The organism is Cellulomonas xylanilytica, from assembly GCF_007989805.1.
GTDB classification, from domain to species: Bacteria; Actinomycetota; Actinomycetes; order Actinomycetales; family Cellulomonadaceae; genus Cellulomonas; species Cellulomonas xylanilytica.
Genome location: NZ_BJUB01000008.1, coordinates 1 through 26,197, shown reverse-complemented (window position 1 = coordinate 26,197; position 26,197 = coordinate 1). Strand labels below are relative to the sequence as shown.

The following is a 26,197-nucleotide window of genomic DNA, read 5'->3' as shown; positions in this document are numbered from 1 at the left end:
CGGTTCCGCCCGCGAAGGGCGGTCGCCGCCCATTGTTCACCCCGGACGCGCAGTCGGACAGTCGTCCACGCGGCGGTACGTAGGAGCACGCCGGGACGTCAGTCCTCGGACCGCCGCACGCGCCGGCGGGCGGCCAGCAGGAGGAACCCGCCTGCGACCGCGGAGAGGGCGAGCGCCAGCGCCCCGCCGACCTCCGAGCCCGTCCGCGCGAGACCGCCGCGCCACGGCCGCGCCCCGGTCGCGGGCGCCCCGCCCGGCTCCGGGCTCGGGCTCGCGCTCGGGCTCGCGCTCGGGGTCGCACTCGGGGTCGCACTCGGGGTCGCGCTCGGCGAGGGCTGCGGACCGACCGCCGTCTGGGTGAGGACGACGGCGTCGAGGACCGTCGCCGTGCTCATCCGGCTCGTGTTCGTGGACGCAGGGTCGAAGACCAGCACGAGGGGGATGCGGAGCGCCGCCCCGGGCGCCAGGTCGGGTCCCCACCACCGGGCTCCCCCCGCCGTGGGTGCACCGTCGATGGTCAGGGACAGGTCGCCGGCCAGCGTCCCGGGGACCGCGCCGAGCGCGTCGGCGACGTCCAGGGCGACCTGGGCGCGGTCGCCCGAGGCGTTGCGGACCCAGAGGTCGGAGCGCAGCACGTCGCCGGGGACGATCTGGCCGGCGTCGCCGAAGATGTCGTCGGCGAGGACGGTCGACCACGAGAGGCCGTCGAGGGAGAGCTGGAGCTCGTCAGCCGCAAACGCCGGCGCGCACATGCCGACCGCGAGCAGCGCGGCGACGCCGACGGACGCGACGACCCGTCCGACCGCGCTCACGGTCGTGCACCCGCCGAGCGTCTCGCCGTCGCGAGGCCGCCGAGCGCGAGTGCGGCGACCAGCACCGTGCACACCACCACGACGCCGGTGGTGATCCTGGGACCACGGCGGGCCGCGAGGGGCCGGGCGACGGGCGCGAGCACCACGGCGCTCGGCGGTGCGGGGGCGACCTCGGCCGCCTCCACGACGTCGCCCGGTGCCGGTACCGGCTCGGGCGCCTGCACGTCGGTGGCGGCAGCACTCCGGCGGCGGAACCGGTCTCGCACGCCGCTGCCCACGAGGAAGATCCCGTACAGGATGAGCGCGCCCGCGACCCCCTTGAGCAGCCAGCCGGGTCGGTTCGCCCCGACCCAGGTGTTCAGGTAGCCGAGGTACGGGACGTGGTAGACCACGACGCCGCGCACCTGCACCGCGAGGATCGGGTCGTCGTCGACGTTGTTGGCGTCGCCGCGGGTGACGAAGGTCCGCTCGCCCTCCGACGTGGTCCCCACGCCGACCACCCGGTGGGTCACCACCTCGGGCTCGTTGGAGCGGAGCTGGTAGGTGATGACGTCGCCGAGGGAGATGTCGTCGGGCGACTGCGGCCGGGTGACGACCAGGTCCCCCGGCGGCATGGTCGGACGCATGCTGCCGGTCAGGACGGTGTACGGCGTCGCGCCGAGCAGCAGGGGGATGACGATCAGCGCGAGCGCCACCACCACCACCACGAGGAGGGCCAGGCTGGACAGCACCGCACCCGCCCAGCGCGCGACGGAGCGCGGCGTGCGGGCGGCTGGCGTCGCCTCGGCGTCGCGCTCGGCGACCGCGGTCATGCCGGGCACCGCATGTTCAGCCAGAAGATCAGCGCCCGGACGGCCTGCGCCTTCACCGAGCCGCTCGCCGGTGACGTCCACACCGCGCCGCCGGGGAAGGTGACGGTCGCCGTCACGGTCACGGTGTGGGGCCGGGTGCTGTCACCGAAGTTCGATGGGTAGACCAGCATCGAGGTCGCGGTGCTCGGGGACGGCGTCAGCGTCCGGGTGGTGCCGGTGTCGGGCACGGCCGTCACCGTGTAGGTCACGGTCGACCCCGCGGGGACGACCGGGGGTGCCCAGGAGATGGTCGCCGGTGAGTTCGACCCGTCGGACGCGTCGGGGTCCGTCGTGACGCAGGTCGGCGTGCCCGGCCGGATGTCGATCGTGCCGGCCGTCGCGTTGACGGACCGCGCGTCGGTCCACCACGCCCATGCCGTCCCGGAGCCCACCATGACGAGCGCGAGGAGCACACCGAGGACGCCGGTCGCACGACGGACGGCACGACCGGCGGGCGCGGTCGCCCGGCCGTCGGCACGTTCGTCCAGCGAGCTCATCGGTCCGTCCTGTCGGGTCAGTTGGTGGAGCGGTTCTCGAGCGTGACCGGCACCGTCACGACCACGGCACCGCCCTGCACCGTGCCAGGGGCGTTCGCCGCGAGCTGTACCGCGACGCAGTGCTGCACGACCGACCCGAGGGCCTGGACCGCGCTCGCTGCGCCGAGGGTGAGGGGCGTCCCGCCGCAGGTGGTGCCCGAGAAGGTCCCCGCCGTGTACGGCGTGACGGTCAGCCGCGTGGCCAACGCCGTGCTCGCCGTCGTCGCGGCCCCGGACACGGCCACCGTGGGGGTGCCGACCGTGTAGACCCAGCGCCCGTTCGTCCCGGCGGTGCGTGCCACCTGGACGACGCCCACCCGGGTCTCGCCCGGGTACATCCCCGCGAGGTTCAGCGGCGTGGACCAGGTCACCGTGCCGGCGAACGTCCCGCCCGCCACCGAGCCGGCCGCCGCCGTCGTCGCGCGCGACCACGCGGCGTACGCCGTCGTGCTCCCCACCAGGAGGAGCACGACGGCGACGCACGCGACCAGCGCGGGACGCAGGCGGGACGGCATCAGCTCGGGCGACCGGGAGGCGTCGGGATCAGGTGGTGGGCTGCGTCTGCTTCAGCACGAGCGAGACGCCGTTGAGCGTCGCCGTGCTGTTCTGGCCCGTGTTGCCCGTGGTGGCCGGGTCGAAGATGACCGTCGTCACCACGCGGCCGGTCGCGTTGACCGTGCCGGTGCCGGGCGTGATCGTGAACGGGCTGCCCGAGCCGGTGACGGCCGGGTTGGCGTCCATCGTCGTGACCGACGAGGCGGTGAGGCCGGACCAGACGCCGGTGTTGGCCACCGAGGAGATGGTCAGCGTCGCCACCAGGCGGTTACCGCTCGCGGTGACCGTGACGGGCTGCGTGTAGATGACGCAGTCGCCGGGGACGAGCTTGCCGCCCGCGGGGAAGTCGACGGTGCTCGGGGTGCAGGTCGTCGCGTTGGTCGCGGTGCCCCACTTCGCCGTCGCGCCGGTGTTGCTCACCAGGTCGAACTGCCCGGAGGAGACCGAGCCGGGGGCCGCGGTGCTCGTGAGCTGCCACGCCGCCATCGTGCCGGCGCCGCCCAGCAGCAGTGCCACTCCGGCGCCCACTGCGATGGCGCCCTTCGTCGTCTTGCGCATGATCCATGCCTCCCGTAGCCGTTGCCGGCTACACCACCGGCAGTGGTGATCTTCGAGACTTGAACACGCGTCCATAAGGGGGGCCGAGGTGTCATCACCCCCTGACCCTCGTCACACGGGGGCTACCACCCTGGACAGATGAGGAGACCGCACCGCGAATCGCCCAAATCGCGTGGGACCGCTCCCACGAGGGCGAGCGCCCGCCCGTTAGGCCGAACGGGTGGCTCTGTGCAGCGCGACGATGCCGCCGGACAGGTTGCGGTAGGCGACGTGCTCCCAGCCGGCGTGCTTGATGCGCAGGCCGAGGGCGTGCTGGTCCGGCCACTCCCGGATGGACTCCGCCAGGTAGACGTAGGCCTCGGGCTCCTTGGAGACCGCGCGCGCGACGGGCGGCAGCGCCCGCATGAGGTAGTTCTGGTAGACCGCCCGGAACGGCGCGAAGGAGGGCCGGGAGAACTCGCAGACGACGAGCCGCCCGCCCGGCCTGGTCACGCGCAGCAGCTCGTCGAGGGCCGCGTCCACGTCCTTGACGTTGCGGAGCCCGAACGACATCGTCACCGCGTCGAACGACGCGTCGGCGAACGGCAGGTGCAGCGCGTCGCCCGCGACGAACGCGAGGTCGGGGCGGCGCCGCTTGCCGACGTCCAGCATCCCGACGGACAGGTCGCACGCGACCACCCGGACGCCGGAGTCCGCCATCGGCTCGGCCGACGTCCCGGTGCCGGCCGCGAGGTCGAGGACCGTCTCGCCGGGCTGGGCGTCGAGCGCCTTGAGCGTCGCCTTGCGCCACGCACGGTCCTGACCGAGCGAGATGACGTCGTTGGTCCGGTCGTAGCGGTGGGCCACGGCGTCGAACATGGCGGCGACGTCCTGGGGGTCCTTGTCGAGGGAGGCACGGGACATGTGTCCATCGTCGCAGGTCCGCAGGGCCTCTTCGACAGGGCGGAGCCGGTGGCGAGGCCTACGCTGGAACCGATGAGCACGCAGACCTCCGCCCCCGCGGACGCCGTCCCGCAGCCGCTCCTCGTCCGGACGGTCGCGCTCGACGGCCTGGGCGACGCCGGCGCACCGGACCCGCACGACCTCCTCGACCTGCTGCCGACGGAGCGTCCGCTCGCCTGGGTCCGTCGCGGTGACGGCCTGGTCGCCTGGGGCGAGACGCTGCGCGTGGAGGTCTCGGGCGCCGGCCGGTTCGCCGACGCCGAGCGGGCCTGGCAGGACGTGCTGGCCCGCGCGATCGTCCGCGACGAGGTGCAGCTGCCCGGCACCGGTCCGGTCGCGTTCGGCTCCTTCGCGTTCGACGACCGGTCCGCCGCGGGTGGCGTGATCGTCGTCCCCAAGGTCGTGGTGGGGCGCCGCGGCGGGCGGACCTGGCTCACGACCATCACCACGGGAGCCCGGCTGCACGCCGCCCCGGAGCTCGGGGACGTCGTCGGCCCCCGCGTGCCGCCCGTCGACCCGGGCACCGTCGTCTACGCCGACGGTGCCGTCAGCGCCGACGGCTGGAAAGAGGTCGTGGCCCGCGGCATCGCCGCGATCAGGGCCGGCGACGTGGACAAGGTGGTCCTCGCGCGCGACGTGCACGCCCGCGCCGAGCACCCCGTCGACGTGCGGTGGGCCCTGGAGCGGCTGGCGACCGAGTACCCGTCGTGCTGGACGTTCAGCGTCGACGGGCTGGTCGGCGCGACGCCCGAGCTGCTGGTGCGGTCCGAGAAGGGCCTGGTCACCTCGCGCGTGCTCGCGGGGACCATCCGGCGCACCGGCGACGACGCGGCCGACCTGGCCCGCGCGGCGATCCTCGCGCACTCCTCGAAGGACCTGGAGGAGCACGAGTACGCCGTGACGTCGGTGGCGCACGCGCTGGAGCCGTTCTGCTCGTCGACGAACGTGCCCGACGTCCCGTTCGTGCTGCACCTGCCCAACGTGCTGCACCTCGCGTCCGACGTGACGGGCGTGCTGCGCGCACCGGGCGGCGACGCCGGGCGGGCCGAGCACCCGTCCTCGCTCGCGCTGGCCGCCGCGCTGCACCCGACGGCGGCCGTCTGCGGCACCCCGACGGTCGCGGCGCGCGAGCTCATCCGGAGCATCGAGGGCATGGACCGCGCCCGGTACGCCGGGCCGGTCGGCTGGTTCGGGGCCGACGGCGACGGCGAGTGGGGCATCGCCCTGCGGTCCGCGGCGATCGACCCCGTGGACCCACGGCGCGTCCGGCTGTTCGCCGGGTGCGGCGTCGTCGCCGCGTCCGACCCGCCGGCCGAGCTGGCGGAGTCCGAGGCCAAGCTGGTCCCCATGCGGTACGCGCTCGGCCGGGACACCAGCCGCAGCTGACGTCCCGGCCGAGGCCGTGTCCCGGCCCGCAGGGGCGGCGGTCGGGACGGCGTGCGGTCCCGGTGGGACCGCGGGGCGCGGCTCGCGGTGCGAGCCGCTGGTGCAGCCGGCGGCCGGGGTCCGTGGGGGGACGGTGACCCGGCGGCCGCCGGCTGTCAGGGGGTGACGACCGGGCTCAGCCCTGGCCGCCCTGCTGCTGGAACCACTCCCACAGCTGCTCCGGGGTCATCCCGTCCGGGATGCCCGAGCCGCCCTGCTGGTCCTCGGGAGCCTGCTCGCCCTGCTGCTCCTGCGGAGCCTGCTGGACGTTCTCCGGCCGCACCGCGAGCGTGACGTCGACCTCGACGGTCTTGCCGTCGCGGACCACGGTCAGGGTGCTCTTCTCGCCGGACGCGAGCGACCGGACGTAGGCGGTGAGGGACTCGGCGCCGCCGACGGCCTTGCCGTCGATCGCGACGATCGCGTCCTTCGCCTGCAGCTTCGCCTTCGCGGCCGGCGACCCCTCGGTGATGTTCTCCACGACCGCGCCGCGGCGCGTGACGCCGTCGGCCGTCGCGGTGCCGTCGGACAGGCCGACGCCGAGGAACGCGTGCTCCGCCGTGCCGTCCTCGACCAGCTGAGAGGCGATGTTCTTTACCAGGTCGACCGGGATGGCGAAGCCGAGGCCGATGGAGCCCGACTCGCTGGACAGCGTGGCGATCGACGAGTTGATGCCGATGACCTTGCCCGTCGCGTCGAACAGCGGACCACCCGAGTTGCCCGGGTTGACCGCCGCGTCGATCTGGATCGCGTTGGTGACCGTGGCCTCGTTGCTGGCGTCGCCCGCGGTCGACACGGGGCGGTCGATCGCGGAGACGATGCCCGTGGTGACCGTGTTCGCCAGGCCGAGCGGGTTGCCGACGGCCATGACCGGCTGGCCGACGATGACCTTGGACGAGTCGCCCAGGGCCGACGGCTTGAGGTCGTCGGGGGCGTCCTTGAGCTTGATGACCGCGAGGTCCGTCGTCGGGTCGAGACCGACGACCGTCGCGTCGAACAGGCGGCCGTCCGTCAGGGTGACCTGGACGTCGCCGTCCGCGCCGGCGACGACGTGGTTGTTGGTGACGATGTGGCCCTCGTCGTCGATGATGACGCCCGAGCCCTGCGCACCGCCGCCGTTGCCGTCGCTCACCTGGATGGCGACGACCGACTGCTGGACCGCCTTGGCGACGGCCTCCCAGTTCGGGTCGTCCGACGTCGACTCCGCGACGGGCACGGTGTCGTTGCTCGTCTGGCCGATGGTGGCCAGCGACGCGGGCCGGTCGACCGAGCCGTCGCCGTCGGACAGCGCGTGGGTGAGGCCGGCGGTGGCGACCGCGGCGACGATCGCCGCCGCGGCGGCGGCGGAGGTCACCGGCAGCCACAGGTTGCGCCGACGCTGCGTCGGGACGCCGCCCTGCGGTGCGGGCGCGGGCTGGGCCGGGTACCCGACGGGCTGGCCGGCGTAGGCGGCGGCAGGCTGCTGCGCCGTGGCCGGGTCCTGGGCGGAGGCGCGCTGGGCGGCCTCCCACTGGGCGCGACGGACGGCCTCGAACTGGTCCATGTGCGCCTGCTGCTGAGCGGCGGCGGCACGCTGGGCGGCCTCGTACGCGGCACGCTGGTCGGCGGGCGCGGCGGGGTGCGGCGGCGTGAACGGGTTGGTCGGGTGCGCCGGCGTGGTCGGCAGCGGCTGCGTCGCGCCGAGGGGCGGCAGCGGCTGGGTGGGGTGCGTCTGGGGGTTCTGGTCGGCTGCGTCGTTCGCGCCGTTCTCAGGGGTGGTCGTCATCGGTGTGCCCTCCTTGGTCGAGGTACATCACACCGAACCGGGCTGGAACCAGGCTTCGCAGAACCTGGGAATTCGCTGCGAGTTTCGCGTGCGACCTCAGCCGGGCAGCGCGGCGGCGACCGCGGCCCCGACCTCCGCCGTGATGCGCTCGCCCAGCGCGCGACGGCCGAGGCGGTCCACTCGGACCTCGACGACGCTCAGCCCCGGTCCCGGGACCGCGAGCGCGGGCAGCAGGCCGTCGACGTCGCTGACCCGCGTGTGCCGGACGCCGTAGCCCGCGCACAGGGCTGCGAGGTCCGCGCCGTGCGGCGTGCCGAACACCCGCTCGAAGACGTCCGCCCGGTCGGGCTCCCCCGGTTCGAGCGTGGCGAAGATCGAGCCGCCGTCGTCGTTGGCCACCACCAGCTGCAGGTGCACCTGCGCCTCGAGCGGGCCGCGCAGCAGGCCGCCGACGTCGTGCAGGAACGTCAGGTCACCGAGCAGCGCGCGGACGCGGCGGTCCGGCATCCCGAGGGCCGCACCGACGGCGGTCGAGACCGTCCCGTCGATGCCGGCGAGACCGCGGTTCGCCAGCACCACCGGCGGGGCGTCCCAGCGCGCCACCAGGTCGAGGTCCCGCACCGGGTTCGAGGAGCCGACCACCAGCGCGTCGCCGACTCCGGTCACCTGGGCGACGACCCGGGCGAGCGCCGGGCCGGTGACCCGGGTGCCGCTGCGCGAGCGTCGGCCGGCGTCCAGCCCGTCGAGCACCTCGTCGATCGCGGCCCCCGCGGCCTTGTCGGCGGTCCGCCACGCGTCGAGCCACCCGGCGGGGGCGGGCATCCGGCCCTGCCGCATGCGCGCGGGCGGGTCGAGCAGGACGTCGGTCGCGTTGCGCGCGGCGTCGGGCCAGTCCCGGCCGCGGGGGGCGATCACGACGACCTCGACGTCCGGCCGGCCGAGCAGGCGCTGCACGGGCCGGGACAGGGTGGGACGCCCGAGGACGACGACGCGGCGCACCGCTCCGCCCAGCTGCGGGTGGTCGAGCAGCAGCCGGTACGCCGCGATGGCGTGCGTGCCGCCGCGTGCGCCGGACGACGGCTCCGCCAGCAGGGGCCACCCGTTGACCTCCGCCAGCCGGCGCGCGCCCGGGCCGGCCCCGTCCCCGGCGACCAGCACCGTGGCCACGCCGCCCCGCCGCGCCGGAGCCGCGGCGTCGACCGTCGGCAGCGCGCCCGTGGTGGCCGCGGGTGCGACGTGCCGCGCCTGCACCAGCGTGAGCCCGACCGTCGACGGCTCCGGCCACGGCGCACCGCTCGGCACGAGCGGCTCCCGGAACGCCAGGTCGAGGTGCACCGGGCCGGGGTCGCCGGTGCGGGCACCCGTCGCGGCGGCCACGGCGCGCGAGAGGGTGCGGCGCACGCCGCGGGCCTCGTCGGGCAGCCCGACGGGCGCGGGGACGTCGACCGTGAGCCGGACCGCGCCGGCGAAGATGCCGACCTGCTCCGTGGTCTGGTTGGCGCCCGTGCCACGCAGCTCGTGCGGGCGGTCGGCGGTGAGCAGGAGCAGGGGCAGCCCGCTGTGGTGGGCCTCGAGGACCGCTGGGTGCAGGTTGGCGACGGCGGTCCCCGACGTGGTGACCACCGCGACCGGTCGGAGGGCGCGCTGCTCGTCGCCGGGGCCGTGGGCGGACGCGCGCACCAGGCCCACGGCGAGGAACGCGGCCGCACGCTCGTCGACGCGCACGTGCAGGCGCAGGCGGGGCGCCCCGGCGGGGCGCTGGTCGTCGGGACGGGCGGCGTCCGCGAGCGCGTACGCGAGGGGTGCGCTGCGGGAGCCGGGAGCGAGCACGACGTCCTCGACGCCGAGCGCGGCCAGGGTCTGGACGAGCACCCGGGCTGCCGTCGTCGCCGGGTCGGGGTCGAGGGGCGGCGGCGTCACGCCCGCCATCATGCCCGAGCCTCCACGGCGGCGAGCCGGGCGGCCCAGCGGCCGGTGAGCTCCTGCGGTGCCCGGGCCGCTGCGAGCAGCTCCGGGTCGGGGTCCGGCCGTCGGACGTCGAGCGCTCCGTCGACGGGTCGGAACGGGTGGGTGACCAGGTCGGCGCGGAAGAGCTGTGCGGTGGCCAGGCCGCACGCGTACGGCAGCTCGGGCAGCGCGGCCGCGAGCGCCACCCCTGCCGCCAGGCCCACCGACGACTCGAGCGCCGAGGAGACGACGACCGGCAGCCCGATGCGCTCCGCCAGCTCCAGGCACGCGCGCACGCCGCCGAGGGGCTGGACCTTGAGCACCACGACGTCCGCGGCGTGCGCACGCGCGACGGCCAGGGGGTCCTCCGCCCGGCGGATCGACTCGTCGGCCGCGATGGGCACGTGCGTGCGCCGGCGCAGCGCCGCGAGGTCGTCCACGCCGGGGACCGGCTGCTCCGCGTACTCGAGCCCGCCCGCGGCCCGGTCGAGCGCGACCAGCCGGCTGACGGCGGTGTCGAGGTCCCACGCGGCGTTCGCGTCGACCCGGATGGCCCCGTCGGGTCCGAGCGCGTCGCGGACCGCTTCGAGGCGGGCGAGCTCGTCGGCGAGGGACTGCCCCGGCTCCGCCACCTTGACCTTCGCCGTCCGGCAGCCGCCCGAGTCGCGCACGATGCGGTGGGCCGTCGCGGCGTCGACGGCGGGGACCGTGACGTTGACGGGGACGTGCGTCCGCACCGGCGCCGGCCAGCCCTCGTCGGCGGCCTCCCGCGCGGCCCGCCACCACGCGAGCGACTCGGCGGCGTCGTAGTCCCAGAACGGGCTGAACTCGCCCCACCCGGCCGCTCCGCGCACCAGCAGCCCGTCGCGGACCGTCAGCCCGCGGAACCGGTTGCGGAGCGGCAGGGACCAGACGTGCAGGTCAGCGGGGTTGCGCGGCACCTCGCCAGCGTACGGCCGACTCAGCGGCCCCACGCGTCGACCAGCAGACGGCGGGCGGTCTCCCGCACCGGCCGGCGCTCCGTCAGGGCCGTGACGACCGCACCGTCGATGACGGCCGTGGTGACCGCGGCCGACGTGGGCGCGCCGACGCGCTGGACCAGGTCGGCCAGGACCGCGTCGACCACCCCGCGTCCCGCCGCGAACGCCGTGGCCAGCGCCGGCTGCCGGCCGGCACCCAGCAGGTGCTCGTAGTAGCTGCGCACCTGCGCGTCGTCCCCGGCGGGCAGCACCGCGTCCAGGAGCACGTGCGCGGCCGCGGACGGGTCCTGCTGGACCGTGACCGGTGGCGCCGCCGCGAGCACGGCGCGCGCGTGCTGCGCCCATCCCTGGGCGAGGGCGTCCCCCGCCGCCGCGGCCAGGTCGTCGAGGGAGGCGAAGTAGTACGTCGTCGCCGACAGCGACGCACCGGCCTCGGCGGCCACGCGGCGGTGCGTGAGCGCGCCGGGGCCGTCGCGCAGGGTGAGCGTGGCGGCGGCGTGCGCGAGCTCGTCCCGACGGCGCGCACCCTTCGCGCGCACCCCCCGCTCCCCCGTCAATGCGCGCTCGACGACAGGTTCAGCCCGACGACGCCCGCGATGATCAGGACGAGCGAGACGATCTTCAGCACCGAGACGGTCTCGTGGAAGAGGACGATCGCGAGGACGGCCGTCAGCGCCGCCCCGATGCCGACCCAGACGCCGTAGGCGACGCCCACGGGCAGCGTCTTGAGGGCCCAGGCGAGGCCGCCCATCGACGCGACGAGCAGCACGACGAACGACACGCTGGGCCACAGCCTGGTGAAGCCGTCGGACGCCTTGAGGCTCAAGGCCCAGCCGGCCTCGAGCATGCCGGACAGGATCAGGACCGCCCAGGCCATGGTGCACCTGCTTTCCCACGTGCGCGCCGGGTGGCAGACCCCGCCGTCCCGCACACGTTCTGGTACGAGCGTACCAGAACGGGCTCGCGTGGTTAGGCTTCCGCCGTGACCTCGCACCTGCCGGCCCCCGTCTCCGACACGTTCGACCCCACGCGCTGGCGCACGGTCGACGGCTTCGAGGACCTCACCGACCTGACGTACCACCGCGGGTTCGCCCGGCCGGACCCCGAGCAGGTGGCCGCCGGTGCCGGGGCCCGCGACCTGCCGGTGGTGCGCGTCGCGTTCGACCGGCCCGAGGTGCGCAACGCGTTCCGCCCGCACACCGTCGACGAGCTCTACCGGGTCCTCGACCACGCGCGCACCACCTCCGACGTCGGCACGGTGCTGCTCACCGGCAACGGCCCCAGCCCCAAGGACGGCGTCTGGGCGTTCTGCTCGGGCGGCGACCAGCGCATCCGCGGCCGGTCCGGGTACCAGTACGCGTCGGGCGACACCGCGCAGGACGTCGACCCGGCACGCGCAGGTCGCCTGCACATCCTCGAGGTCCAGCGGCTCATCCGGACGATGCCAAAGGTCGTCGTCGCGCTGGTCAACGGCTGGGCGGCCGGCGGGGGCCACTCCCTGCACGTCGTCGCCGACCTCAGCATCGCCAGCCGCGAGCACGCCCGCTTCATGCAGACCGACGCCAACGTGGGCTCGTTCGACGGCGGCTACGGCTCCGCCCTGCTCGCGCGGCAGGTGGGGCAGAAGCGGGCCCGCGAGATCTTCTTCCTGGCCCGCGAGTACTCGGCGGAGCAGGCGCTCGCGTGGGGCGCGGTCAACGACGTGGTCGACCACGCGCAGATCGAGGAGGCCGGGCTGGAGTACGCGCGGATCATCGCGACCAAGTCGCCGCAGGCCGTCCGCATGCTGAAGTTCGCGTTCAACCTGGCCGACGACGGGCTGGCCGGTCAGCAGGTCTTCGCCGGCGAGGCGACCCGGCTGGCGTACATGACCGACGAGGCCGTCGAGGGACGCGACGCGTTCCTGGAGCGCCGCGAGCCCGACTGGTCGGGCTTCCCGTACGCGTACTAGCTGCTGCTGGACAGGGCCCAGCCGGCGAGGTCGACGACCGAGCCGAGGATGCCGGCGGCGCCGACGAGCAGCGCGACCAGCACGACGGCGGAGGCGACGACGGCACCGAGGGACCGGACGTCGTGCTCGGCGGGTGCGGGGTGGTGGTGCGGGAGAGCTGTCATGCGTCCAGCGTCGCGCGCGCACCTCGTCCGGACATCGGCCTGCAGGCCGGTCCAGGTCGAGACCAGGGGTGACCAACCGGCCGACGAGATCATCCCCTGGTCGGACAACCGATCCGGGACGGGCCGGCTCAGCCGATGGTCAGGGACCCGCTCCCCGCGGGCACGAGCTCGACCCACGTGTTCCCCGGCGCCAGGTCCGCGGGCGTGCCGTCGGCCGTGAACAGCCGCATCGGCGCGCTCTCGGAGTCCTTCTGCCAGCGGACCGCGACGGTCTTGCCACCCGTCGCCACCACGCCGTCACCCGATCCGACCAGCGTGTAGGTGGGCACGGGGGCGCCGCCCTGGGCGCCGAAGCCGGTGTTCGGGTGCTCGGCGGTGATCGACACGACGTTGACCGCGGACAGCTGCGCACCGCTGCGGGCCGTCGCCGGCGTCGCACCCTCCGCGCGCAACCAGGTGCCGGACGCGGCGTCCCACGTCCACGTCGGGCTGGACGCCGGCGAGAGCCGGAACGCCAGCGTCGTCGCGGGCGTCCCGCCCACGACCGCCGCCGCCCGGTCCGCGCTGCGGGCGAACGTGAACTGCTCCCCCGGGGGCGCCTGGTGGTCGGCGTCCGCCAGCCCCCAGAACGTCTCCGGGGTCCCGTAGACGTTGTGCGGCGCAGCCCGGTCCCGCACCCGGTACATGCCCGGGGCGCCTGCGTCGTGGCTGATCATCTGGACGCCGCTCGCGGCGACGAGGTCGAGGATGCCCGGCTGGCCGCCCGAGAACGCCAGGAGACCGTGCATCGGCGCCAGGATCACGGGGTCCATCGGCCGCACCGACCGGATGGGCCCGACCTCGGCGGGGACCTGCGAGTGGAACACGGCGACGAACCGGGAGACGTCGAACTCGACGATGGTCTCCCAGACCACGTCCGCCTGGTCCAGACCCGTCTGCGGGCGGGCGACGGCGGTGTTCTCGATCTTCACCGCGAGCGACGGCCGCGCGGCGGGCTCGCCGGCCACGCCCGTCAGCGGCCAGGTCGGCGGGACGACGGGCGCCGGCGGCGCCGCCTTGTCCGGCGCGATCGACGGACCCTTGGTCACCGGGGCGGGCGGCTCCTGCGGCCCCTCCTGGGGGGACCCGCACCCGGCGACGGCCAGAGCCAGCCCGGCGAGCACCGCGGCGAGCGCGCTGCGGGTCCCTCGTCGTGTCGTCATCGTCATGGTGCTCCCCTGTCGTCCGCCTGGCACCGGACCAGGCTGTCATGCCACCGCTCCCACGCCGGGGAGCCTGGCCGAGTCAGCTGATGGTGACCGAGCCGGAGTCCACCGGGACCAGCTCGACCCACGTGGTGCCCGGCGCGAGCGTGAGGACGCCGCCGTCGGCGGTGGTGAGGGTCAGGACGCCGTCCGTCCCCGTCTTCGCCCACGTCCCCGTGACCGTCTTCCCGCCGCTCGACACCGTCGCCTCGCCCGAGCCCTCGAGCACGGTCTCGGGGACCGGGTTGCCCGCGGGGTCGGTGGTGCCCGAGCTGCGCACGAGCACCTTCAGGGTGACCACGTTCGTCGCGGCGATCCGGGCGCCGGAGCGCAGCATCGCCGGTGCGGACCCCTCGGCGCGGAGCCACGTCCCGCTCGCGGCGTCCCACGTCCACGTCGGCCTCGAGTAGCCCGACAGGTGCACGGCGACGGTCGACGACGGGCCGCCCGCGACGACGGCGCTGGCCCGCTCCGCGGACCTGGCCATGACGAACTGCGTGACCGGCGCGGCGGAGTGCTCGCCGTCGGCCTGGTCCCAGAACGTCTGCGGCGTGCCGTACACGTTGTGCGGCGCCTTGCCGACCCCGGACTTGCGGTAGAAGCCGCCGGCTCCGGCGTCCATGCTGATCGTCTGCAGGCCCGCGTTCTTCAGGTCCTGGACGAACCCCTGCTGGCCACCCGAGAACGCGATCAGCCCGTGCAGCGGCGCCGCGATCGCGGGGTCCATCGGACGGACGGACCGGATCGGGCCGACCTCGGCCGGCACCTGCGACTGGTAGACCGCGACGAACCGGCTGATCCCGCCCTCGACCACCTGCTCCCACACGACGTCGGCCTGGTCCAGGCCGGTCTGCGGGCGGGCCTCCCCGGAGTTCTCCACCTTGATCGCGAGCGCGGGTCGCACGGCGACGTCCGCGGCGGCGACGCCGGTGAGCGGCCAGCGCGGCGGCACCACCGGCGCGGGCGGGGCGACCTTGGCCGCCTCGATGGCGGGCGCCTGGGTCACCGGGGCGACCGGCGAGGAGTCGGTCGGCGACCCGCTGCACGCGCCGAGGACGAGGACGAGGACGGCACCGGTGGCCAGCGCGACGATCGCGGTGGATCGCCGACGGGCGCGCGGGACGGTGAGAACAGGCGACACGGTGCTCCTTCTGGTATGAACCGCGCGACACTCTACGGCGTGACGGTGTGCCCCCCGGGCCGGCACGCGCCGGGACGGACCTACGCTGAGCGGGTGATCCGACCCCTGCGTGACGTCCCCGCGCGGCCGGACCTCCTGCTCCCGGCGCTCGCGGCGGCGCTGACCGGTGCCGGACCGGCGGTCGCACCGGGGCCGGCCGGCCCGGTGCCCGGCGACGTGGGCGACGACGTCGCCGCGGTCGTGCGGACCTCGGGCTCCACGGGCGAGCCCCGCGGGGTGCTGCTCTCGGCCACCGCCCTGCGCGCGTCGGCGGCTGCGACGCACGACCGGCTCGGCGGTCCGGGGCACTGGCTCCTCGCGCTCCCCACCGACCACGTCGCCGGCCTGCAGGTGCTCGTCCGCTCGGTGCTGGCGGGCACCGCGCCCACCGTGGTCGCGCCCGGTCCGTTCCGGGCGGCGACGTTCGTCGCGGCGGTCGGCGCGATGCCCGCGGACGGCCCGCGCTACACCTCGCTGGTCCCCACGCAGCTCGTGCGGCTCCTCGCCGACGATGCCGCGACCGATGCGCTGCGCTCCTTCGGCTCGGTCCTGCTGGGCGGTGCGGCCAGCGCGCCGGACCTGCTCGCCCGCGCCCGCGACGCCGGCGTCGAGGTGGTGACCACGTACGGCATGACCGAGACGTGCGGCGGCTGCGTCTACGACGGGACGCCGCTGCACGGGGTCTCGGTCCGGCTCGACGACGAGGGGCGCATCCTGCTGGCCGGCCCCGTCCTCGCGGACGGGTACCTGGGCCGCCCGGACCTCGACGCGGACGCGTTCGTGCAGGTGGACGGGGTCCGGTACCTGCGGACCAGCGACCTCGGTTCGTGGTCCGACGGCGTGCTGCGGGTGCTCGGGCGCGCCGACGACGTCCTGCTCAGCGGGGGCGCCAACGTGCCGCCCGGACCCGTCGAGGCCGTCGTCGCCGCGCTGCCGGGCGTCGCCGAGGTCTGCGTCGTCGGCGTGCCGGACGCCGAGTGGGGGCAGGCCGTCGTGGCGGTCGTCGTCGGGCGTGCCGGTACCCCGGCGCCCACGCTGCACGAGGTCCGCGCCGCCGTCACCGACCGCCTAGGAGCCGCGCACGCCCCGCGCCACCTCGTGGTCACGGACTCGCTCCCCGTGCGCGGCCCGGGCAAGATCGACCGTCGGGCCGCCACGCAGCTCGCCACCCGTCACCTCGAGAGGAACCCCACGTGACGACTGCCAGCGACTGGGTGCAGGGTGCCCGACCGCGGACCCTGCCCGCCGCCGCCGCCCCCGTGCTGGTCGGCACCGGGGCGGCCGCCCAGCTGGGCGAGGCCCACCTCGGGCGCGCGGCGCTCGCACTCGGGGTCGCGCTCGCGCTGCAGGTGGGCGTCAACTACGCGAACGACTACTCCGACGGCATCCGCGGCACCGACGTCGACCGCGTCGGACCCCTGCGGCTGACCGCGTCGGGCACCGCCAGCCCGGGCACCGTCAAGGCCGCGGCGTTCGCCGCCTTCGGCGTCGCCGCCCTGCTCGGCGTGGCCCTGGTCGCCACGACCGGTCAGTGGTGGCTGCTCGCCGTCGGTGCGCTCGCCATCGTCGCGGCCTGGGGCTACACCGGCGGCAAGAACCCCTACGGGTACCGCGGGCTGGGCGAGGTCGGCGTGTTCCTGTTCTTCGGCCTCGTCGCCGTGCTCGGCACCACCTACACGCAGGCCGGCCGGCTGTCGTGGCCCGCGTGGGTCGGCGCGGTCTGCATCGGCATGCTCGCGTGCGCGCTGCTCATGGCCAACAACCTGCGCGACGTACCCACGGACGCGCTCGTCGGCAAGCGGACCCTGGCCGTCCGGCTGGGCGAACGGTGGTCCCGTCGCGCCTACGCCGTCCTGGTCGTCGGTCCGGTGCTGCTCGGCGGGATCGGCTGCGCCTTCGCGTCGCCGTGGACGTTGTTCGTCCTGCTGCTCCTGGCGCCGGCGGTGCTGCTCTCCGTCACCGTGCTGCTCGGCGCCCGAGGGCGGGCGCTGGTGCCGGTCCTGGCGGGGACCGGGCTGCTCGAGCTGGCGTTCGGGGTCCTGCTGGGGCTCGGGCTCGCCCTCTAGCTGTCGCGGGCGGCCTCGTCGGCCGCGTCCTCGACGTCCGCGTCCTCCTGCGCACGCCTGCCCAGCACCGTCCGGTCGCCGGCCGCCCGGCGCCGCTCCGCGCGCTCGGCCAGCTGCCGTGCGGCCGCGTCCCGCGGGCCGGCGAGCAGCACGTAGGACAGCCCCCAGGCGAGGAACGCGGCGGCGACGGCGACCAGCCAGGTGCGCAGCCCGGCCCACCAGAGCAGGCCGAGGCAGGCACCGAAGAGCGCGAGGCGCAGGACCGAGTAGACGACGAAAGGCACGGTCCCAGGGTAGGCGCTGGGGGCGTCACACCGATCCCGGGCGTCTAGTCTGACGAGGTGAGGAACCTGGCCGTCCTGCTGATCATCGGACTGACCGTCTACTGCGTGATCGACGTCATCCGGAGCACCACCCACGAGCGCCTCGGTGTGCACCCGGCGCTGTGGGTCCTGCTGATCGTCTTCGTGCCGCTCCTCGGTCCCCTCGCGTGGCTCGCGGTGCGCTGGTCGCGCCGGACCGCCGCCGGTCCGGACAGCCCCAGCGCGCCCCGCCGCGCGACCGGCCCCGACGACGACCCGGACTTCCTGTCCCGGCTCGACGACGACCGGCGACGGGCCGACCCGGGCGCCTCCGACGACGCACCGCCGGCGGCCTGAGCCCCGACCGAGCGGCGGTCAGATCCCCGAGTACGAGTGCTTGCCGGTGACCACGAGGTTGACGACCGTGAAGTTGGCGAGCACGACGGCGTAGCCGACGAACACGAAGTACGACGCCCGGCGCCCGCTCCAGCCGCGCGTGGTGCGTGCGTGCAGGTAGGCCGCGTAGACGACCCACGCGACGAACGTGCCGACCTCCTTGGGGTCCCAGCCCCAGTACCGCCCCCACGCGTGCTCGGCCCAGATCGCGCCGCCGATGAGCGTGAACGTCCAGAGCACGAAGGCGATGGCGTTCAGGCGGAAGGACAGGGCCTCGAGCTCGCGGGAGCCGGGCACCTGCTCGAGCCAGCCGAAGCGCGGTCCGCCCACCCAGCGCCGGAACCGGTCCGAGCGACCGGGGGTGCCGACGGTCACCGCGGGGCCGTCCACGAGCGCCTCCTCGCGGAAGCTGCGCAGGACCTGCAGCACCGCGGCGGCAAACGCGACCGTGAAGATGCCGGTGGCGATGATCGCGACGCCGACGTGCAGGATCAGCCAGTAGCTCTGCAGGGCGGGCTGCACCTGGTCGGCCTGGATGTAGAAGGCGTTGAGCGCGAGGACGAGGGCCAGCACGGAGATGCCCATGACGACGACGCCGACGAACGCGATGACGCGGCGGCGCTGCACGACGGCCAGCACGAGGACGGCGACGAACACGCCGACGATCGTGAACTCGTACATGTTGGCGGTGGGCCAGCGGCCCGCCGCGATGCCGCGCAGCACGATGCCGGCGAACAGCAGGACGAGCCCCAGCAGCGTGGTGGACCGGGCGATCCCCTCGGCGCGTGCCGACCGCCCGGGGGCGCTCTGGTCCTCGGAGCCGGCGACCGCGGTGGCGGGTCGCGTGCTGCCGGAACCGACGAGCGCGGCCTCGGGGACGCGCTTCTGCGCCCGCTCGGCGATGCGCGCCAGGTCGATGCTGTAGGCGACGAGCGCGATGGTGAACGCGGTCGCGGCGCCCCAGACGAGCAAGGTGCTCAGGTCACCGGTGGTCATGGCGAGGCCTCTCCTGAGGTGGGGCCGCGGGGAGCGACCGGGGGTCTGTCGGCAGAACGGGCGAGCACCTGGGCGAGCACCCGGTCGAGCTCGGGCTGCAGGCCGACGTCGTCGCCGCGGGCCAACCCGGCCGCGGTGACCACTGTACGACCGTCGTCACCCTCGGCGCCGGGGGCGAGGCGGAGCCAGAGCCGCCGGCGCGGCGCGAAGAGCGAGGTGGCCAGACCGGCGAACGCGAGCAGCGCGAACACGAGGACGAACGGCAGGGCGGGGTCGTGCCGCAGGTCGAGCGCGACGTACCGGGTCAGCTCGTTGAACGTCAAGGTGCCCATCCCCTCGGGCAGGTCGACGGTCTCGCCCGGCCGCACGACGAGAGTGACGGGCTTGTCGTCCTCGTCCATCAGCTGCGTCATCCGGGACTCGTCGAGCTCGTAGACGTTCTGCGGGACGCCGGTGTCGAGGCCGAGGTTGCCCTGCCAGACGGCGAGCACGAGGGCCGGGTCGTCGGGCTGCGGGTTCACGGAGGCGTAGGCGGGCCCGAACGACGTCTCGCGCACGTCCACGGTGGGCAGCAGGTAGCCGACGAGGCCGATCTGCTCCTGGTCGCCGGACACGTCGGGCACCTTGACGACGCCGCGCGAGGTGTAGACCTCGTCCTGCGGCAGGAACGGCGTGGGACCGGAGAACGCGACCTGGCCGGAGGCGTCGCGCACGGTGATGTCCGGCGCGTACCCGTTGCCCTGCAGGTAGACCTTGGCGCCGCCCGCGTCGAGGGGGTGGTTGACCTTGATGGTCTCCTCGACCGGCTCCTCGCCGGGGTTGGTCAGGGTGACGTGCGCGGTGAAGTCACGGGACTGCAGGGTCACCGGGTCGAAGCGGGACTCGAACTCGTCGAGCCGCAGCGTGAACGGCACGAGGCTCGACGGCGTGAACGCGGTGCCCTGCTCGAAGGTGTCGTAGTCCACCTGCGCGTTCGCGAACCCGCGCCCCTGCACGACGATCGCCTGGCCGCGGTAGTGCAGCACCTGGCCGGTGGCGACGGAGATGAGCAGCCCGACGAGGGCGAGGTGGAAGACGAGGTTGCCCGTCTCGCGCAGGTACCCGCGCTCCGCGGACACCGAGAGGGTGCCGTTACCCTCGTCGCGCGTGTCGACCCGGTACGTCGGGACGAACGGGAGCCAGCGCCAGCCGGCGCGCAGCACGGTGGTGGCGTGGTCCGCGACCTGCGACGGCGGCGCGTCGACCACGCCCGACCCCTGCGCGGGGAACCGCGTGAACCGGCGGGGAGCGCGCGGCGGTCGGCCGCGGACCCCTGCGAGGTGCACCTTGGTGCGCGGCAGGATGCAGCCGACCAGCGACACGAACAGCAGGATGTAGATCGCCGAGAACCAGACGGAGGAGTACACGTCGAAGAACCCGAGCCGGTCCAGCCACGGGCCCGTCGTCGGGTGGTCGGCGATGTAGGTGGCCACCTTGGCGGTGTCCTGCGCGCGCTGCGGCCAGACGGTCCCCGGCACGGCGGCGACGGCGAGCAGCATGAGCAGCAGCAGGGCGACCCGCATGCTGGTGAGCTGCCGCCAGGCCCAGCGGAGCCAGCCGACGAGCCCGAGCGTGGGCAGGGTGGGGGGCGCTGCCGGAGCCTCGGTCGGCTCCATGAAGACGTCGGAGAGGCCCTCGGGCCGGTGCACGCTCATACGACCGGCACGAACGGGTCGCCGCCGACGAGGACACCCTGCAGCCACGAGGACCAGGTCCCCCACACGCCCGTGACCAGCGCGATGCCGAGGATCACCAGCATCGCGCCGCCGAACCGCATGATCGCCAGTCGGTGCCGGCGCAGGAAGCCGAGCGCTCCGGCGCTGCGGTCGACGAAGAGCGCCACCAGGAGGAACGGCAGCCCGAGCCCGAGGCAGAACGCGACGGCCAGGAGGGCGCCGCGACCGGCCGAGCCGCCGTCGAGGGAGAGCGTGAGGATCGCGGCGAGCGTCGGGCCGATGCACGGCACCCAGCCCAGCCCGAAGGTGACACCCAGCAGGGGTGCACCCCACAGCCCGGCGCGGGGCGCCAGGTGCACGCGCTTCTCGTTCTGCAGGAACGGGATCAGGCCGAGGAAGCCCAGGCCGAGCACGATGACGACCACCCCGAGCACGCGCGTGATCGGGTCCTGGTACTCGACCAGCAGGCCGCCGAGGGAGCCCGCCAGGACCGCGAGCGCGACGAACACGGCGGTGAACCCGGCGACGAACAGGGCGACGCCGAGGAGGACGCGGCTGCGCGCGGGAGCGGTCCGGACGAGCGTGTCGCCCTCCGAGAAGACGGTCTGGGCAGACCCGGTCATCCCGCCGAGGTAGCCGACGTAGGCGGGCACGAGCGGCAGCACGCACGGCGACGCGAACGAGACGAGCCCGGCGATCAGCGCCACCGGGATCGCCAGGAGCAGCGACCCCGAGACGACGGTCTGGCCGAAGGCGTCGCCCGCGTCGGCGAGCATCATGACGGAGGCGTCTCGAGGAGCAGGTCGTCGACGATCGACCGGAGCGTCGAGGGGTCGGCGAGCCCGAGGATGCGCGCGGCGACCATCCCGGACCGGTCGAGCACGATCGTCGTCGGCACGGCGTTGACCGGGACGGTGCCCTGCAGGGCGGCGATCGCGGCGCCGTCGGTGTCCGCGAGGCTCGGGTAGGGCACCTCGAACTGGCGCTCGAAGGCCTGCGCGGTGCCGGCGTCGTCGGTCCGGTTGATGCCGAGCACCTGCACGCCGTCGTCCGCGTAGTCGGTGGACAGCGCGGCGAGGTCGGGGGCCTCGGCACGGCACGGAGGGCAGTTGGCGTACCAGGTGTTCAGCACGACGACCTCGCCGCGCCAGGCGGCCACGTCCTGCGCGGTGCCCGCGAAGTCGGTGCCGGACAGCTCGAGCGGGCCCGAGCGGTCGCCCGCGGCCCACGTCGTGGTGCTGCCGTCGCCGGACTGGTAGCCCTGGTCCTGCACGTCCTGCGGGGTCGTCGACGCGCTCTCGGGTGCGCAGCCGGCGAGGAGGAGGACGCCGAGCGAGGCGATTGCGAGGACGCGTCGGCGCACGTCAGGCCCCCGCAACCGTGGACGCGCCGGGCAGCAGCACCGCGGCGGGCTCGCTGTAGCCGACGCCGACCAGGGTGTCGCCGTCGTAGCGCAGGCTGGTCAGCGACGCGACCGAGCACTGCCGCTTGCGCGGGTCGTGCCACAGGTGCCGGTTCTCGAGCGCCAGGCGCGTGACCCAGACGGGCAGCTGGTGGCTGACCAGCACGGCCTCGTGCCCGCGGGCGAGCTCGCGCGCGGACTCGACGGCCGCGAGCATGCGGTCGACCTGCTCCTTGTACGCCTCGCCCCAGGACGGCCGGAACGGGTTGCGCAGGTACGGCCAGTGCTCGGGGTGGCGCAGCGAGCCGTCGCCGACCCCGAACGTCTTGCCCTCGAAGTGGTTCCCCGCCTCGATGATCCGCTCGTCGGTGCGGACCTCCAGGTCGAACGCCGCCGCGATGGGCGCGGCGGTCTCCTGCGCGCGCTGCAGCGGCGAGGCGATCACGGCGACGACGTCGCGACGCGCGCCGGCCCCCGACCCGGCCAGGTGGTCCGCCACCATGTGCGCCATGGCCAGACCACGCTCCGAGAGCCGGTAGCCGGGCAGCCGTCCGTAGAGCACGGCGTCGGGGTTGTGCACCTCGCCGTGCCGCATCAGGTGGATCGTGGTCGCGACCATGGGCTCAGTCTCGCAAACACTCCTGTGCGCCACGGACACGGGAGCGGGTCACTCGACGTGACACGCGCCACCCGTGAGGTGCTGGCGGACGGTCTCCATGGCGTCGCCGAGCGCGGCGAACTGCTCGGGCGTGAGCACGTCGACCAGGTGGTCGCGCACGGACTGAACATGGCTGGGGGCGGCGGCCACGAGGACCTGCCAGCCCTTCTCGGTCATGGTGCAGTTCACGCCGCGGGCGTCCTCGACGCAGGGCAGCCGGGCGACGAGGCCCTGCTCCTCCATGCGGCGGATGGTGTGCGTGAGCCGGCTGCGGGAGTGCGCCAGGTTGTCGGCCAGCTGGGCCATCCGCAGCGTGCGGTCGGGTGCCTCGGAGAGCCGGACGAGGACCTCGTACTCGTGCGTGGACAGCCCGGTCTGCTGCTCCAGCTCGTGCTCGAGCGCGGCGAACAGGCGTGCCGCCCCGCCGCGGAAGGAGCGCCAGTGGACCTGCTGCTCGGCGGTCAGCCATTCCACCGTCTGCACGGCGGGTGTGTCAGTGGTCACAGCGTGGCCTCCGTCCTTCGGTCAGGGGTTGCGGGTCTGCGTCGAGTGTAGTACAACTTTGAACTAACAGTTTGGTTGACAGTTCAACAACCACGGAGGACAGACCATGAGCACCGCCACCGCCACGCTTCCCACCGGACTCACCACGGGCACCTGGGCCATCGACGCCTCGCACACCGAGGCGGCCTTCACCGTCCGGCACGCCGGCATCTCCAAGGTCCGCGGCACCATCGGCGTCACCGAGGGCGTCGTCACGGTCGGCGAGGACCTGGCGAGCACGTCCGTCTCCGTCACGCTGGACCCGGCCGCCGTCAGCACCGGTGACGCCAACCGCGACGGCCACCTCAAGAGCGGCGACTTCTTCGACGTCGAGACGTTCGGCCAGTGGACGTTCGTCTCCACCGAGATCCGCGAGGCGGGCAAGGACTACGTCATCGCCGGCGACCTCACCATCCACGGCGTCACGCAGCGCGTCGAGCTCGAGACCGAGTTCAACGGCACCGCGGTCGACCCGTTCGGCAACCAGCGCGCGGGCTTCGAGTCCACCGTGACGATCTCCCGCAAGGACTTCGGGCTCACCTGGAACGCGGCCCTCGAGGCCGGCGGCGTCCTGGTGTCCGACAAGGTCGTCATCGCGCTCGACGTCTCGATCATCAAGGGCTGACACCGCCCTCCGCACGACGACGGCCGGGTCCCTCGCGGACCCGGCCGTTCGCATGCCTCAGGCGCCGGTGCCGGTACGCCGGCGGTCGTGGAACGCGAGGATCTGCAGCTCGGAGGCCACGTCCACCGCCCGCAGGTCGACGTGCGCAGGGACCCGCAGCGCGCGCGGCGCGAACGTGAGGATGCCGACCACACCCGCCGCGACGAGCTCGTCGCACACGTCCTGCGCGACGGCCGCGGGCGTCGCGATGATGCCGATGGTCGCGTCGGCCCCGCTGACCACGTCGTGCAACGAGGCCGGCGGCTGCACCATGAGCCCCCCGACGGTGGTCCCCACCAGCGCGGGGTCGGCGTCGACCAGGCCGACGACCGCGAACCCGCGCTCGGCGAACACGGAGTAGCTGGCCAGCGCGTGCCCGAGGTTGCCGATGCCGACGATGACGACCCGCCGCTGCGTCGTCAGGCCCAGCACCACCGAGATCTGCTCCGACAGGTGCAGGACGTCGTACCCCACCCCGCGCCGGCCGTACGAGCCGAGGAACGACAGGTCCTTGCGCAGCTGCGCCGAGGTGACGCCCGCACCCGCGGCGAGCTCCTCCGACGACGTGGTGACCACCCCGTCGGCCGTCAGCCCGTTCAGCACCCGCAGGTACCCCGGCAGGCGCGCGACGGTGGCGGTGGGGACGTCGCGCGCGCCGGCCCGCCCGGTCGCACCCGGCTCCGTCGCCCTGGCGTGCGTCCGCGGTACCCCTCGCTGCGTGTCCACATCGACCCCCACCGTGACCGACGGGCACCGAGCAGGCCCGGGCGCCCGTGCCCTGCTGGTCAGGCTAGGGGGCGGGGACCGGCCGCGGTAAGGGTTCGGCGCAGCCTGTTCGGGTCGATCCGCCAGTAGCCCTGCTGCACCCCGTCGACCTCGACGACGGGGACCAGCTCGCCCAGCTCCGCGACGAGGTCCCGGCCGTCGGCGGTCCCGGCGTCGATGTCGACCTCCCGCCAGGCGTCCCCGGTCTCGGCGCACACCGTCCGCACCACCTCCCGCGCCTCGTCGCACAGATGGCAGCCGGCCCGGCCGTAGAGCACCACACGCGTCATGAGGCCCACCGTCTCACGCTCGCGTGACACCGCGGCGCGCGCACCGTCGTTACAGTGACCGGGTGCGTCAGGCGTCCGGGAACCCCAGCGTCCCCGCTCCCGTGCTGCGGGACCCGGGGTCAGGCCCGGACGGTCCCGCGGTCGGCGCGTTCTTCGACGTCGACAACACGATCATCCGCGGCGCCAGCGCGTTCCACCTGGGTGTGGGCCTCTACCGGCGCGGCTTCTTCCGACGGCGCGACCTGGTCGAGTTCGGGTTCCACCAGTTCCGGTACCTGACGTTCGGCGAGAACAAGCAGCAGATCGACGAGGTGCGCAGCCGGGCGCTGTCGATCATGAAGGGGCACTCGGTGGCCGAGGTCACCGCGATCGCGGAGGACGTCTACGACGAGGTGCTCTGCCTGCGCATCTACCCGGGCACGCAGCGGCTGCTCGACGAGCACATCGCCGCCGGCCACTCCGTGTGGCTGGTCACGGCGACGCCCGTGGAGATCGGCTCGCTGATCGCCCGGCGCCTCGGGGTCACCGGGTCGCTGGGCACGATCGCGGAGCACGAGGACGGCTTCTACACGGGTCGGCTGGTGGGCGACATGCTGCACGGGCAGGCCAAGGCGGACGCCGTGCGGGCGATCGCCGAGCAGGAGGGCATCGACCTGGCGACGTCGTACGCGTACGGCGACTCCACCAACGACGTCGCGATCCTGTCCGAGGTCGGCTTCCCCTGCGCGATCAACCCCGACCGCCGCCTGCGCCGGTACGCCGCCGAGGTGGGCTGGCCGGTGCGCGAGTTCCGCAACCGCCGGCGCAACGCCCGCCGCGGCACCACGGTGGCCAGCCTGGCCGGGCTGGCCTGGGCCGGCGGGCTCGTCGCGCGGTCCCTGCTGCGGTCGTGGCGCGGTCCCGGCGGCGGCGAGGACGTCCTGTGACGGTCCGGCCCGCCGCGCACGACGAGCTCGACGCGCTCGCCCGGCTCGCGGCCCTGACCTTCCCGCTCGCCTGCCCGCCCGGCTCCACCGCGCAGGACCAGCAGGAGTTCATCGACACGGTCCTGTCGGTCGAGCGGTTCGCCGAGTACCTGGACGACCCCCTGCGGGACGTGCTGGTCGCCGGTGACGGCGAGCTCGTCGGGTACACGATGCTCGTCGCCGGCGAGCCCGCGGACCCGGACGTGCAGGCGGCCCTGCACCTGCGCCCGACCGTCGAGCTGTCCAAGTGCTACGTGCACCCCGACCACCACGGTGCGGGCATCGCGAACGCCCTCATGGCGGCGTCGTTGGACGCGGCCCGGAGCCGTGGGGCGCACGGGATGTGGCTCGGCGTGAACCAGCAGAACGCGCGGGCGCAGGCGTTCTACGTGCGGTCCGGGTTCGCGATCGTCGGCACGAAGCACTTCACCGTCGGCACCCGGGTGGAGGACGACTACGTCCTGGAGCGCCCGCTCTAGGCGTCCTGCTCCCGGGCCGTCGCGGCGGGCCCCGGCTCGGCGGGCC

31 protein-coding genes are annotated in these 26,197 nt (G+C 74.7%); 8 read left to right on the top strand and 23 right to left on the bottom strand.

The features are described from left to right. Positions 1–98 precede the first annotated feature (98 nt). From CXY01_RS12990 to CXY01_RS12965, 6 genes are all read right to left on the bottom strand, one after another. Positions 99–812, bottom strand: coding sequence for a hypothetical protein (locus CXY01_RS12990; RefSeq protein WP_146927872.1), 714 nt, complete (start codon positions 810–812; stop codon positions 99–101). Further along, the gene (locus tag CXY01_RS12985; protein WP_146927871.1) at positions 809–1,624 is read right to left on the bottom strand and encodes a signal peptidase I; all 816 of its coding nucleotides are present in this window, start codon (positions 1,622–1,624) and stop codon (positions 809–811) included. The genes CXY01_RS12990 and CXY01_RS12985 overlap by 4 nt, the downstream gene beginning before the upstream one ends. Further along, positions 1,621–2,160, bottom strand: a complete 540-nt coding sequence (locus tag CXY01_RS12980; RefSeq protein ID WP_146927870.1) for a hypothetical protein — start codon at positions 2,158–2,160, stop codon at positions 1,621–1,623. Before CXY01_RS12980 ends, CXY01_RS12985 begins: the two co-directional genes overlap by 4 nt. Positions 2,161–2,177: 17 nt before the next feature. Continuing rightward, positions 2,178–2,714 (bottom strand): hypothetical protein, encoded by a 537-nt coding sequence (locus tag CXY01_RS12975; protein ID WP_146927869.1) that lies wholly within the window; start codon positions 2,712–2,714, stop codon positions 2,178–2,180. Between the two features lie 28 nt (positions 2,715–2,742). Further along, positions 2,743–3,312 carry an alternate-type signal peptide domain-containing protein gene (locus CXY01_RS12970; protein WP_186813403.1) on the bottom strand — a complete coding sequence of 190 codons (570 nt, stop codon included), beginning with the start codon at positions 3,310–3,312 and terminating at the stop codon, positions 2,743–2,745. Between the two features lie 207 nt (positions 3,313–3,519). Continuing rightward, a complete protein-coding gene (locus tag CXY01_RS12965) occupies positions 3,520–4,215 on the bottom strand; it encodes a demethylmenaquinone methyltransferase (RefSeq protein WP_146927867.1) in 696 nt (231 codons plus the stop codon). A 72-nt stretch (positions 4,216–4,287) separates the two neighbouring features. On the opposite strand from CXY01_RS12965, the gene CXY01_RS12960 reads away from it, so the two are divergent. Continuing rightward, the gene (locus tag CXY01_RS12960; protein WP_146927866.1) at positions 4,288–5,640 is read left to right on the top strand and encodes an isochorismate synthase; all 1,353 of its coding nucleotides are present in this window, start codon (positions 4,288–4,290) and stop codon (positions 5,638–5,640) included. Between the two features lie 175 nt (positions 5,641–5,815). Here the strand turns inward: CXY01_RS12960 and CXY01_RS12955 are convergent, their stop codons facing one another. The 5 genes from CXY01_RS12955 to CXY01_RS12935 all read right to left on the bottom strand — a co-directional run bounded on the left by CXY01_RS12955 (position 5,816) and on the right by CXY01_RS12935 (position 11,248). Next, positions 5,816–7,444 carry a S1C family serine protease gene (locus CXY01_RS12955; RefSeq protein WP_146927865.1) on the bottom strand — a complete coding sequence of 543 codons (1,629 nt, stop codon included), beginning with the start codon at positions 7,442–7,444 and terminating at the stop codon, positions 5,816–5,818. Positions 7,445–7,540: 96 nt separating this feature from the next. Beyond that, on the bottom strand, positions 7,541–9,376 hold the full coding sequence (gene menD / locus CXY01_RS12950; protein WP_146927864.1) for a 2-succinyl-5-enolpyruvyl-6-hydroxy-3-cyclohexene-1-carboxylic-acid synthase: 1,836 nt from the start codon (positions 9,374–9,376) through the stop codon (positions 7,541–7,543). Further along, positions 9,373–10,332, bottom strand: coding sequence for an o-succinylbenzoate synthase (locus CXY01_RS12945; RefSeq protein WP_146927863.1), 960 nt, complete (start codon positions 10,330–10,332; stop codon positions 9,373–9,375). Before CXY01_RS12945 ends, menD begins: the two co-directional genes overlap by 4 nt. Before the next feature lie 20 nt (positions 10,333–10,352). Next, positions 10,353–10,910 (bottom strand): TetR/AcrR family transcriptional regulator, encoded by a 558-nt coding sequence (locus tag CXY01_RS12940; protein WP_146927862.1) that lies wholly within the window; start codon positions 10,908–10,910, stop codon positions 10,353–10,355. A gap of 14 nt (positions 10,911–10,924) precedes the next feature. Then, entirely contained in the window at positions 10,925–11,248 is a 324-nt protein-coding gene (locus tag CXY01_RS12935; RefSeq protein ID WP_146927861.1) for a DMT family transporter, read from the bottom strand. Positions 11,249–11,353: 105 nt separating this feature from the next. Between CXY01_RS12935 and CXY01_RS12930 the strand changes: the two genes are divergently transcribed. Next, positions 11,354–12,322: a 1,4-dihydroxy-2-naphthoyl-CoA synthase gene (locus CXY01_RS12930; protein WP_146927860.1), complete on the top strand. Its 969-nt coding sequence runs from the start codon at positions 11,354–11,356 to the stop codon at positions 12,320–12,322. Here the strand turns inward: CXY01_RS12930 and CXY01_RS20880 are convergent. The 3 genes from CXY01_RS20880 to CXY01_RS12920 all read right to left on the bottom strand — a co-directional run bounded on the left by CXY01_RS20880 (position 12,319) and on the right by CXY01_RS12920 (position 14,871). Then, positions 12,319–12,486: a hypothetical protein gene (locus tag CXY01_RS20880; RefSeq protein WP_186813402.1), complete on the bottom strand. Its 168-nt coding sequence runs from the start codon at positions 12,484–12,486 to the stop codon at positions 12,319–12,321. The genes CXY01_RS12930 and CXY01_RS20880 overlap by 4 nt on opposite strands. A gap of 128 nt (positions 12,487–12,614) precedes the next feature. After that, positions 12,615–13,694: a DUF3048 domain-containing protein gene (locus CXY01_RS12925; RefSeq protein ID WP_146927859.1), complete on the bottom strand. Its 1,080-nt coding sequence runs from the start codon at positions 13,692–13,694 to the stop codon at positions 12,615–12,617. A 76-nt stretch (positions 13,695–13,770) separates the two neighbouring features. Further along, complete coding sequence (locus CXY01_RS12920; protein ID WP_246125323.1) at positions 13,771–14,871, bottom strand: DUF3048 domain-containing protein; 1,101 nt, start codon at positions 14,869–14,871, stop codon at positions 13,771–13,773. 93 nt (positions 14,872–14,964) lie between these two features. Here CXY01_RS12920 and menE point away from each other — a divergent pair, with 93 nt between their 5' ends. Then, positions 14,965–16,107 (top strand): o-succinylbenzoate--CoA ligase, encoded by a 1,143-nt coding sequence (gene menE / locus CXY01_RS12915; protein WP_246125321.1) that lies wholly within the window; start codon positions 14,965–14,967, stop codon positions 16,105–16,107. Then, the gene (locus tag CXY01_RS12910; protein ID WP_146927857.1) at positions 16,104–16,976 is read left to right on the top strand and encodes a 1,4-dihydroxy-2-naphthoate polyprenyltransferase; all 873 of its coding nucleotides are present in this window, start codon (positions 16,104–16,106) and stop codon (positions 16,974–16,976) included. The genes menE and CXY01_RS12910 overlap by 4 nt, the downstream gene beginning before the upstream one ends. Here the strand turns inward: CXY01_RS12910 and CXY01_RS12905 are convergent. Beyond that, entirely contained in the window at positions 16,973–17,260 is a 288-nt protein-coding gene (locus tag CXY01_RS12905; RefSeq protein ID WP_146927856.1) for a DUF4229 domain-containing protein, read from the bottom strand. The genes CXY01_RS12910 and CXY01_RS12905 overlap by 4 nt on opposite strands. A 57-nt stretch (positions 17,261–17,317) precedes the next feature. Between CXY01_RS12905 and CXY01_RS12900 the strand changes: the two genes are divergently transcribed. Next, positions 17,318–17,635, top strand: coding sequence for a PLD nuclease N-terminal domain-containing protein (locus CXY01_RS12900; protein ID WP_146927855.1), 318 nt, complete (start codon positions 17,318–17,320; stop codon positions 17,633–17,635). Positions 17,636–17,653: 18 nt separating this feature from the next. Here the strand turns inward: CXY01_RS12900 and ccsB are convergent, their stop codons facing one another. The 6 genes from ccsB to CXY01_RS12870 are packed head-to-tail and all read right to left on the bottom strand — an operon-like array spanning position 17,654 to position 22,949. Further along, complete coding sequence (gene ccsB / locus CXY01_RS12895; RefSeq protein ID WP_146927854.1) at positions 17,654–18,670, bottom strand: c-type cytochrome biogenesis protein CcsB; 1,017 nt, start codon at positions 18,668–18,670, stop codon at positions 17,654–17,656. Beyond that, positions 18,667–20,364, bottom strand: a complete 1,698-nt coding sequence (resB, locus tag CXY01_RS12890; RefSeq protein ID WP_146927853.1) for a cytochrome c biogenesis protein ResB — start codon at positions 20,362–20,364, stop codon at positions 18,667–18,669. The genes ccsB and resB overlap by 4 nt, the downstream gene beginning before the upstream one ends. Beyond that, positions 20,361–21,164 (bottom strand): cytochrome c biogenesis CcdA family protein, encoded by an 804-nt coding sequence (locus CXY01_RS12885; protein ID WP_246125319.1) that lies wholly within the window; start codon positions 21,162–21,164, stop codon positions 20,361–20,363. The genes resB and CXY01_RS12885 overlap by 4 nt, the downstream gene beginning before the upstream one ends. After that, entirely contained in the window at positions 21,161–21,748 is a 588-nt protein-coding gene (locus CXY01_RS12880; RefSeq protein ID WP_246125317.1) for a TlpA family protein disulfide reductase, read from the bottom strand. Before CXY01_RS12880 ends, CXY01_RS12885 begins: the two co-directional genes overlap by 4 nt. A gap of 1 nt (position 21,749) precedes the next feature. Next, the gene (locus CXY01_RS12875; protein WP_146927851.1) at positions 21,750–22,406 is read right to left on the bottom strand and encodes a histidine phosphatase family protein; all 657 of its coding nucleotides are present in this window, start codon (positions 22,404–22,406) and stop codon (positions 21,750–21,752) included. Positions 22,407–22,454: 48 nt separating this feature from the next. Then, positions 22,455–22,949 (bottom strand): MarR family winged helix-turn-helix transcriptional regulator, encoded by a 495-nt coding sequence (locus CXY01_RS12870; protein WP_146927850.1) that lies wholly within the window; start codon positions 22,947–22,949, stop codon positions 22,455–22,457. Positions 22,950–23,055: 106 nt separating this feature from the next. Here CXY01_RS12870 and CXY01_RS12865 point away from each other — a divergent pair, with 106 nt between their 5' ends. Further along, positions 23,056–23,613: a YceI family protein gene (locus CXY01_RS12865; RefSeq protein ID WP_146927849.1), complete on the top strand. Its 558-nt coding sequence runs from the start codon at positions 23,056–23,058 to the stop codon at positions 23,611–23,613. Positions 23,614–23,670: 57 nt separating this feature from the next. On the opposite strand, the gene CXY01_RS12860 is transcribed toward CXY01_RS12865, so the two are convergent. Next, on the bottom strand, positions 23,671–24,378 hold the full coding sequence (locus CXY01_RS12860) for a redox-sensing transcriptional repressor Rex (RefSeq protein ID WP_146927848.1): 708 nt from the start codon (positions 24,376–24,378) through the stop codon (positions 23,671–23,673). Between the two features lie 59 nt (positions 24,379–24,437). Further along, complete coding sequence (locus CXY01_RS12855; protein WP_146927847.1) at positions 24,438–24,707, bottom strand: glutaredoxin family protein; 270 nt, start codon at positions 24,705–24,707, stop codon at positions 24,438–24,440. Between the two features lie 101 nt (positions 24,708–24,808). Between CXY01_RS12855 and CXY01_RS12850 the strand changes: the two genes are divergently transcribed. Beyond that, complete coding sequence (locus CXY01_RS12850) at positions 24,809–25,633, top strand: HAD family hydrolase (protein ID WP_246125362.1); 825 nt, start codon at positions 24,809–24,811, stop codon at positions 25,631–25,633. Further along, positions 25,630–26,151: a GNAT family N-acetyltransferase gene (locus CXY01_RS12845; RefSeq protein WP_146927845.1), complete on the top strand. Its 522-nt coding sequence runs from the start codon at positions 25,630–25,632 to the stop codon at positions 26,149–26,151. The genes CXY01_RS12850 and CXY01_RS12845 overlap by 4 nt, the downstream gene beginning before the upstream one ends. The last annotated feature ends 46 nt before the right edge of the window (positions 26,152–26,197 follow it).

Coding starts and splice junctions, on each gene's coding strand:
- CXY01_RS12970 (WP_186813403.1), bottom strand. CDS start 3,312: ATGCGCAAGACGACGAAGGGCGCCATCGCAGTGGGCGCCGGAGTGGCA.
- CXY01_RS20880 (WP_186813402.1), bottom strand. CDS start 12,486: ATGACAGCTCTCCCGCACCACCACCCCGCACCCGCCGAGCACGACGTC.
- CXY01_RS12855 (WP_146927847.1), bottom strand. CDS start 24,707: ATGACGCGTGTGGTGCTCTACGGCCGGGCCGGCTGCCATCTGTGCGAC.
- CXY01_RS12960 (WP_146927866.1), top strand. CDS start 4,288: ATGAGCACGCAGACCTCCGCCCCCGCGGACGCCGTCCCGCAGCCGCTC.
- CXY01_RS12925 (WP_146927859.1), bottom strand. CDS start 13,694: ATGACGATGACGACACGACGAGGGACCCGCAGCGCGCTCGCCGCGGTG.
- CXY01_RS12955 (WP_146927865.1), bottom strand. CDS start 7,444: ATGACGACCACCCCTGAGAACGGCGCGAACGACGCAGCCGACCAGAAC.
- CXY01_RS12980 (WP_146927870.1), bottom strand. CDS start 2,160: ATGAGCTCGCTGGACGAACGTGCCGACGGCCGGGCGACCGCGCCCGCC.
- CXY01_RS12975 (WP_146927869.1), bottom strand. CDS start 2,714: ATGCCGTCCCGCCTGCGTCCCGCGCTGGTCGCGTGCGTCGCCGTCGTG.
- ccsB (WP_146927854.1), bottom strand. CDS start 18,670: ATGACCACCGGTGACCTGAGCACCTTGCTCGTCTGGGGCGCCGCGACC.
- CXY01_RS12885 (WP_246125319.1), bottom strand. CDS start 21,164: ATGATGCTCGCCGACGCGGGCGACGCCTTCGGCCAGACCGTCGTCTCG.
- CXY01_RS12875 (WP_146927851.1), bottom strand. CDS start 22,406: ATGGTCGCGACCACGATCCACCTGATGCGGCACGGCGAGGTGCACAAC.
- CXY01_RS12935 (WP_146927861.1), bottom strand. CDS start 11,248: ATGGCCTGGGCGGTCCTGATCCTGTCCGGCATGCTCGAGGCCGGCTGG.
- resB (WP_146927853.1), bottom strand. CDS start 20,364: ATGAGCGTGCACCGGCCCGAGGGCCTCTCCGACGTCTTCATGGAGCCG.
- menD (WP_146927864.1), bottom strand. CDS start 9,376: ATGATGGCGGGCGTGACGCCGCCGCCCCTCGACCCCGACCCGGCGACG.
- CXY01_RS12965 (WP_146927867.1), bottom strand. CDS start 4,215: ATGTCCCGTGCCTCCCTCGACAAGGACCCCCAGGACGTCGCCGCCATG.
- CXY01_RS12865 (WP_146927849.1), top strand. CDS start 23,056: ATGAGCACCGCCACCGCCACGCTTCCCACCGGACTCACCACGGGCACC.
- CXY01_RS12985 (WP_146927871.1), bottom strand. CDS start 1,624: ATGACCGCGGTCGCCGAGCGCGACGCCGAGGCGACGCCAGCCGCCCGC.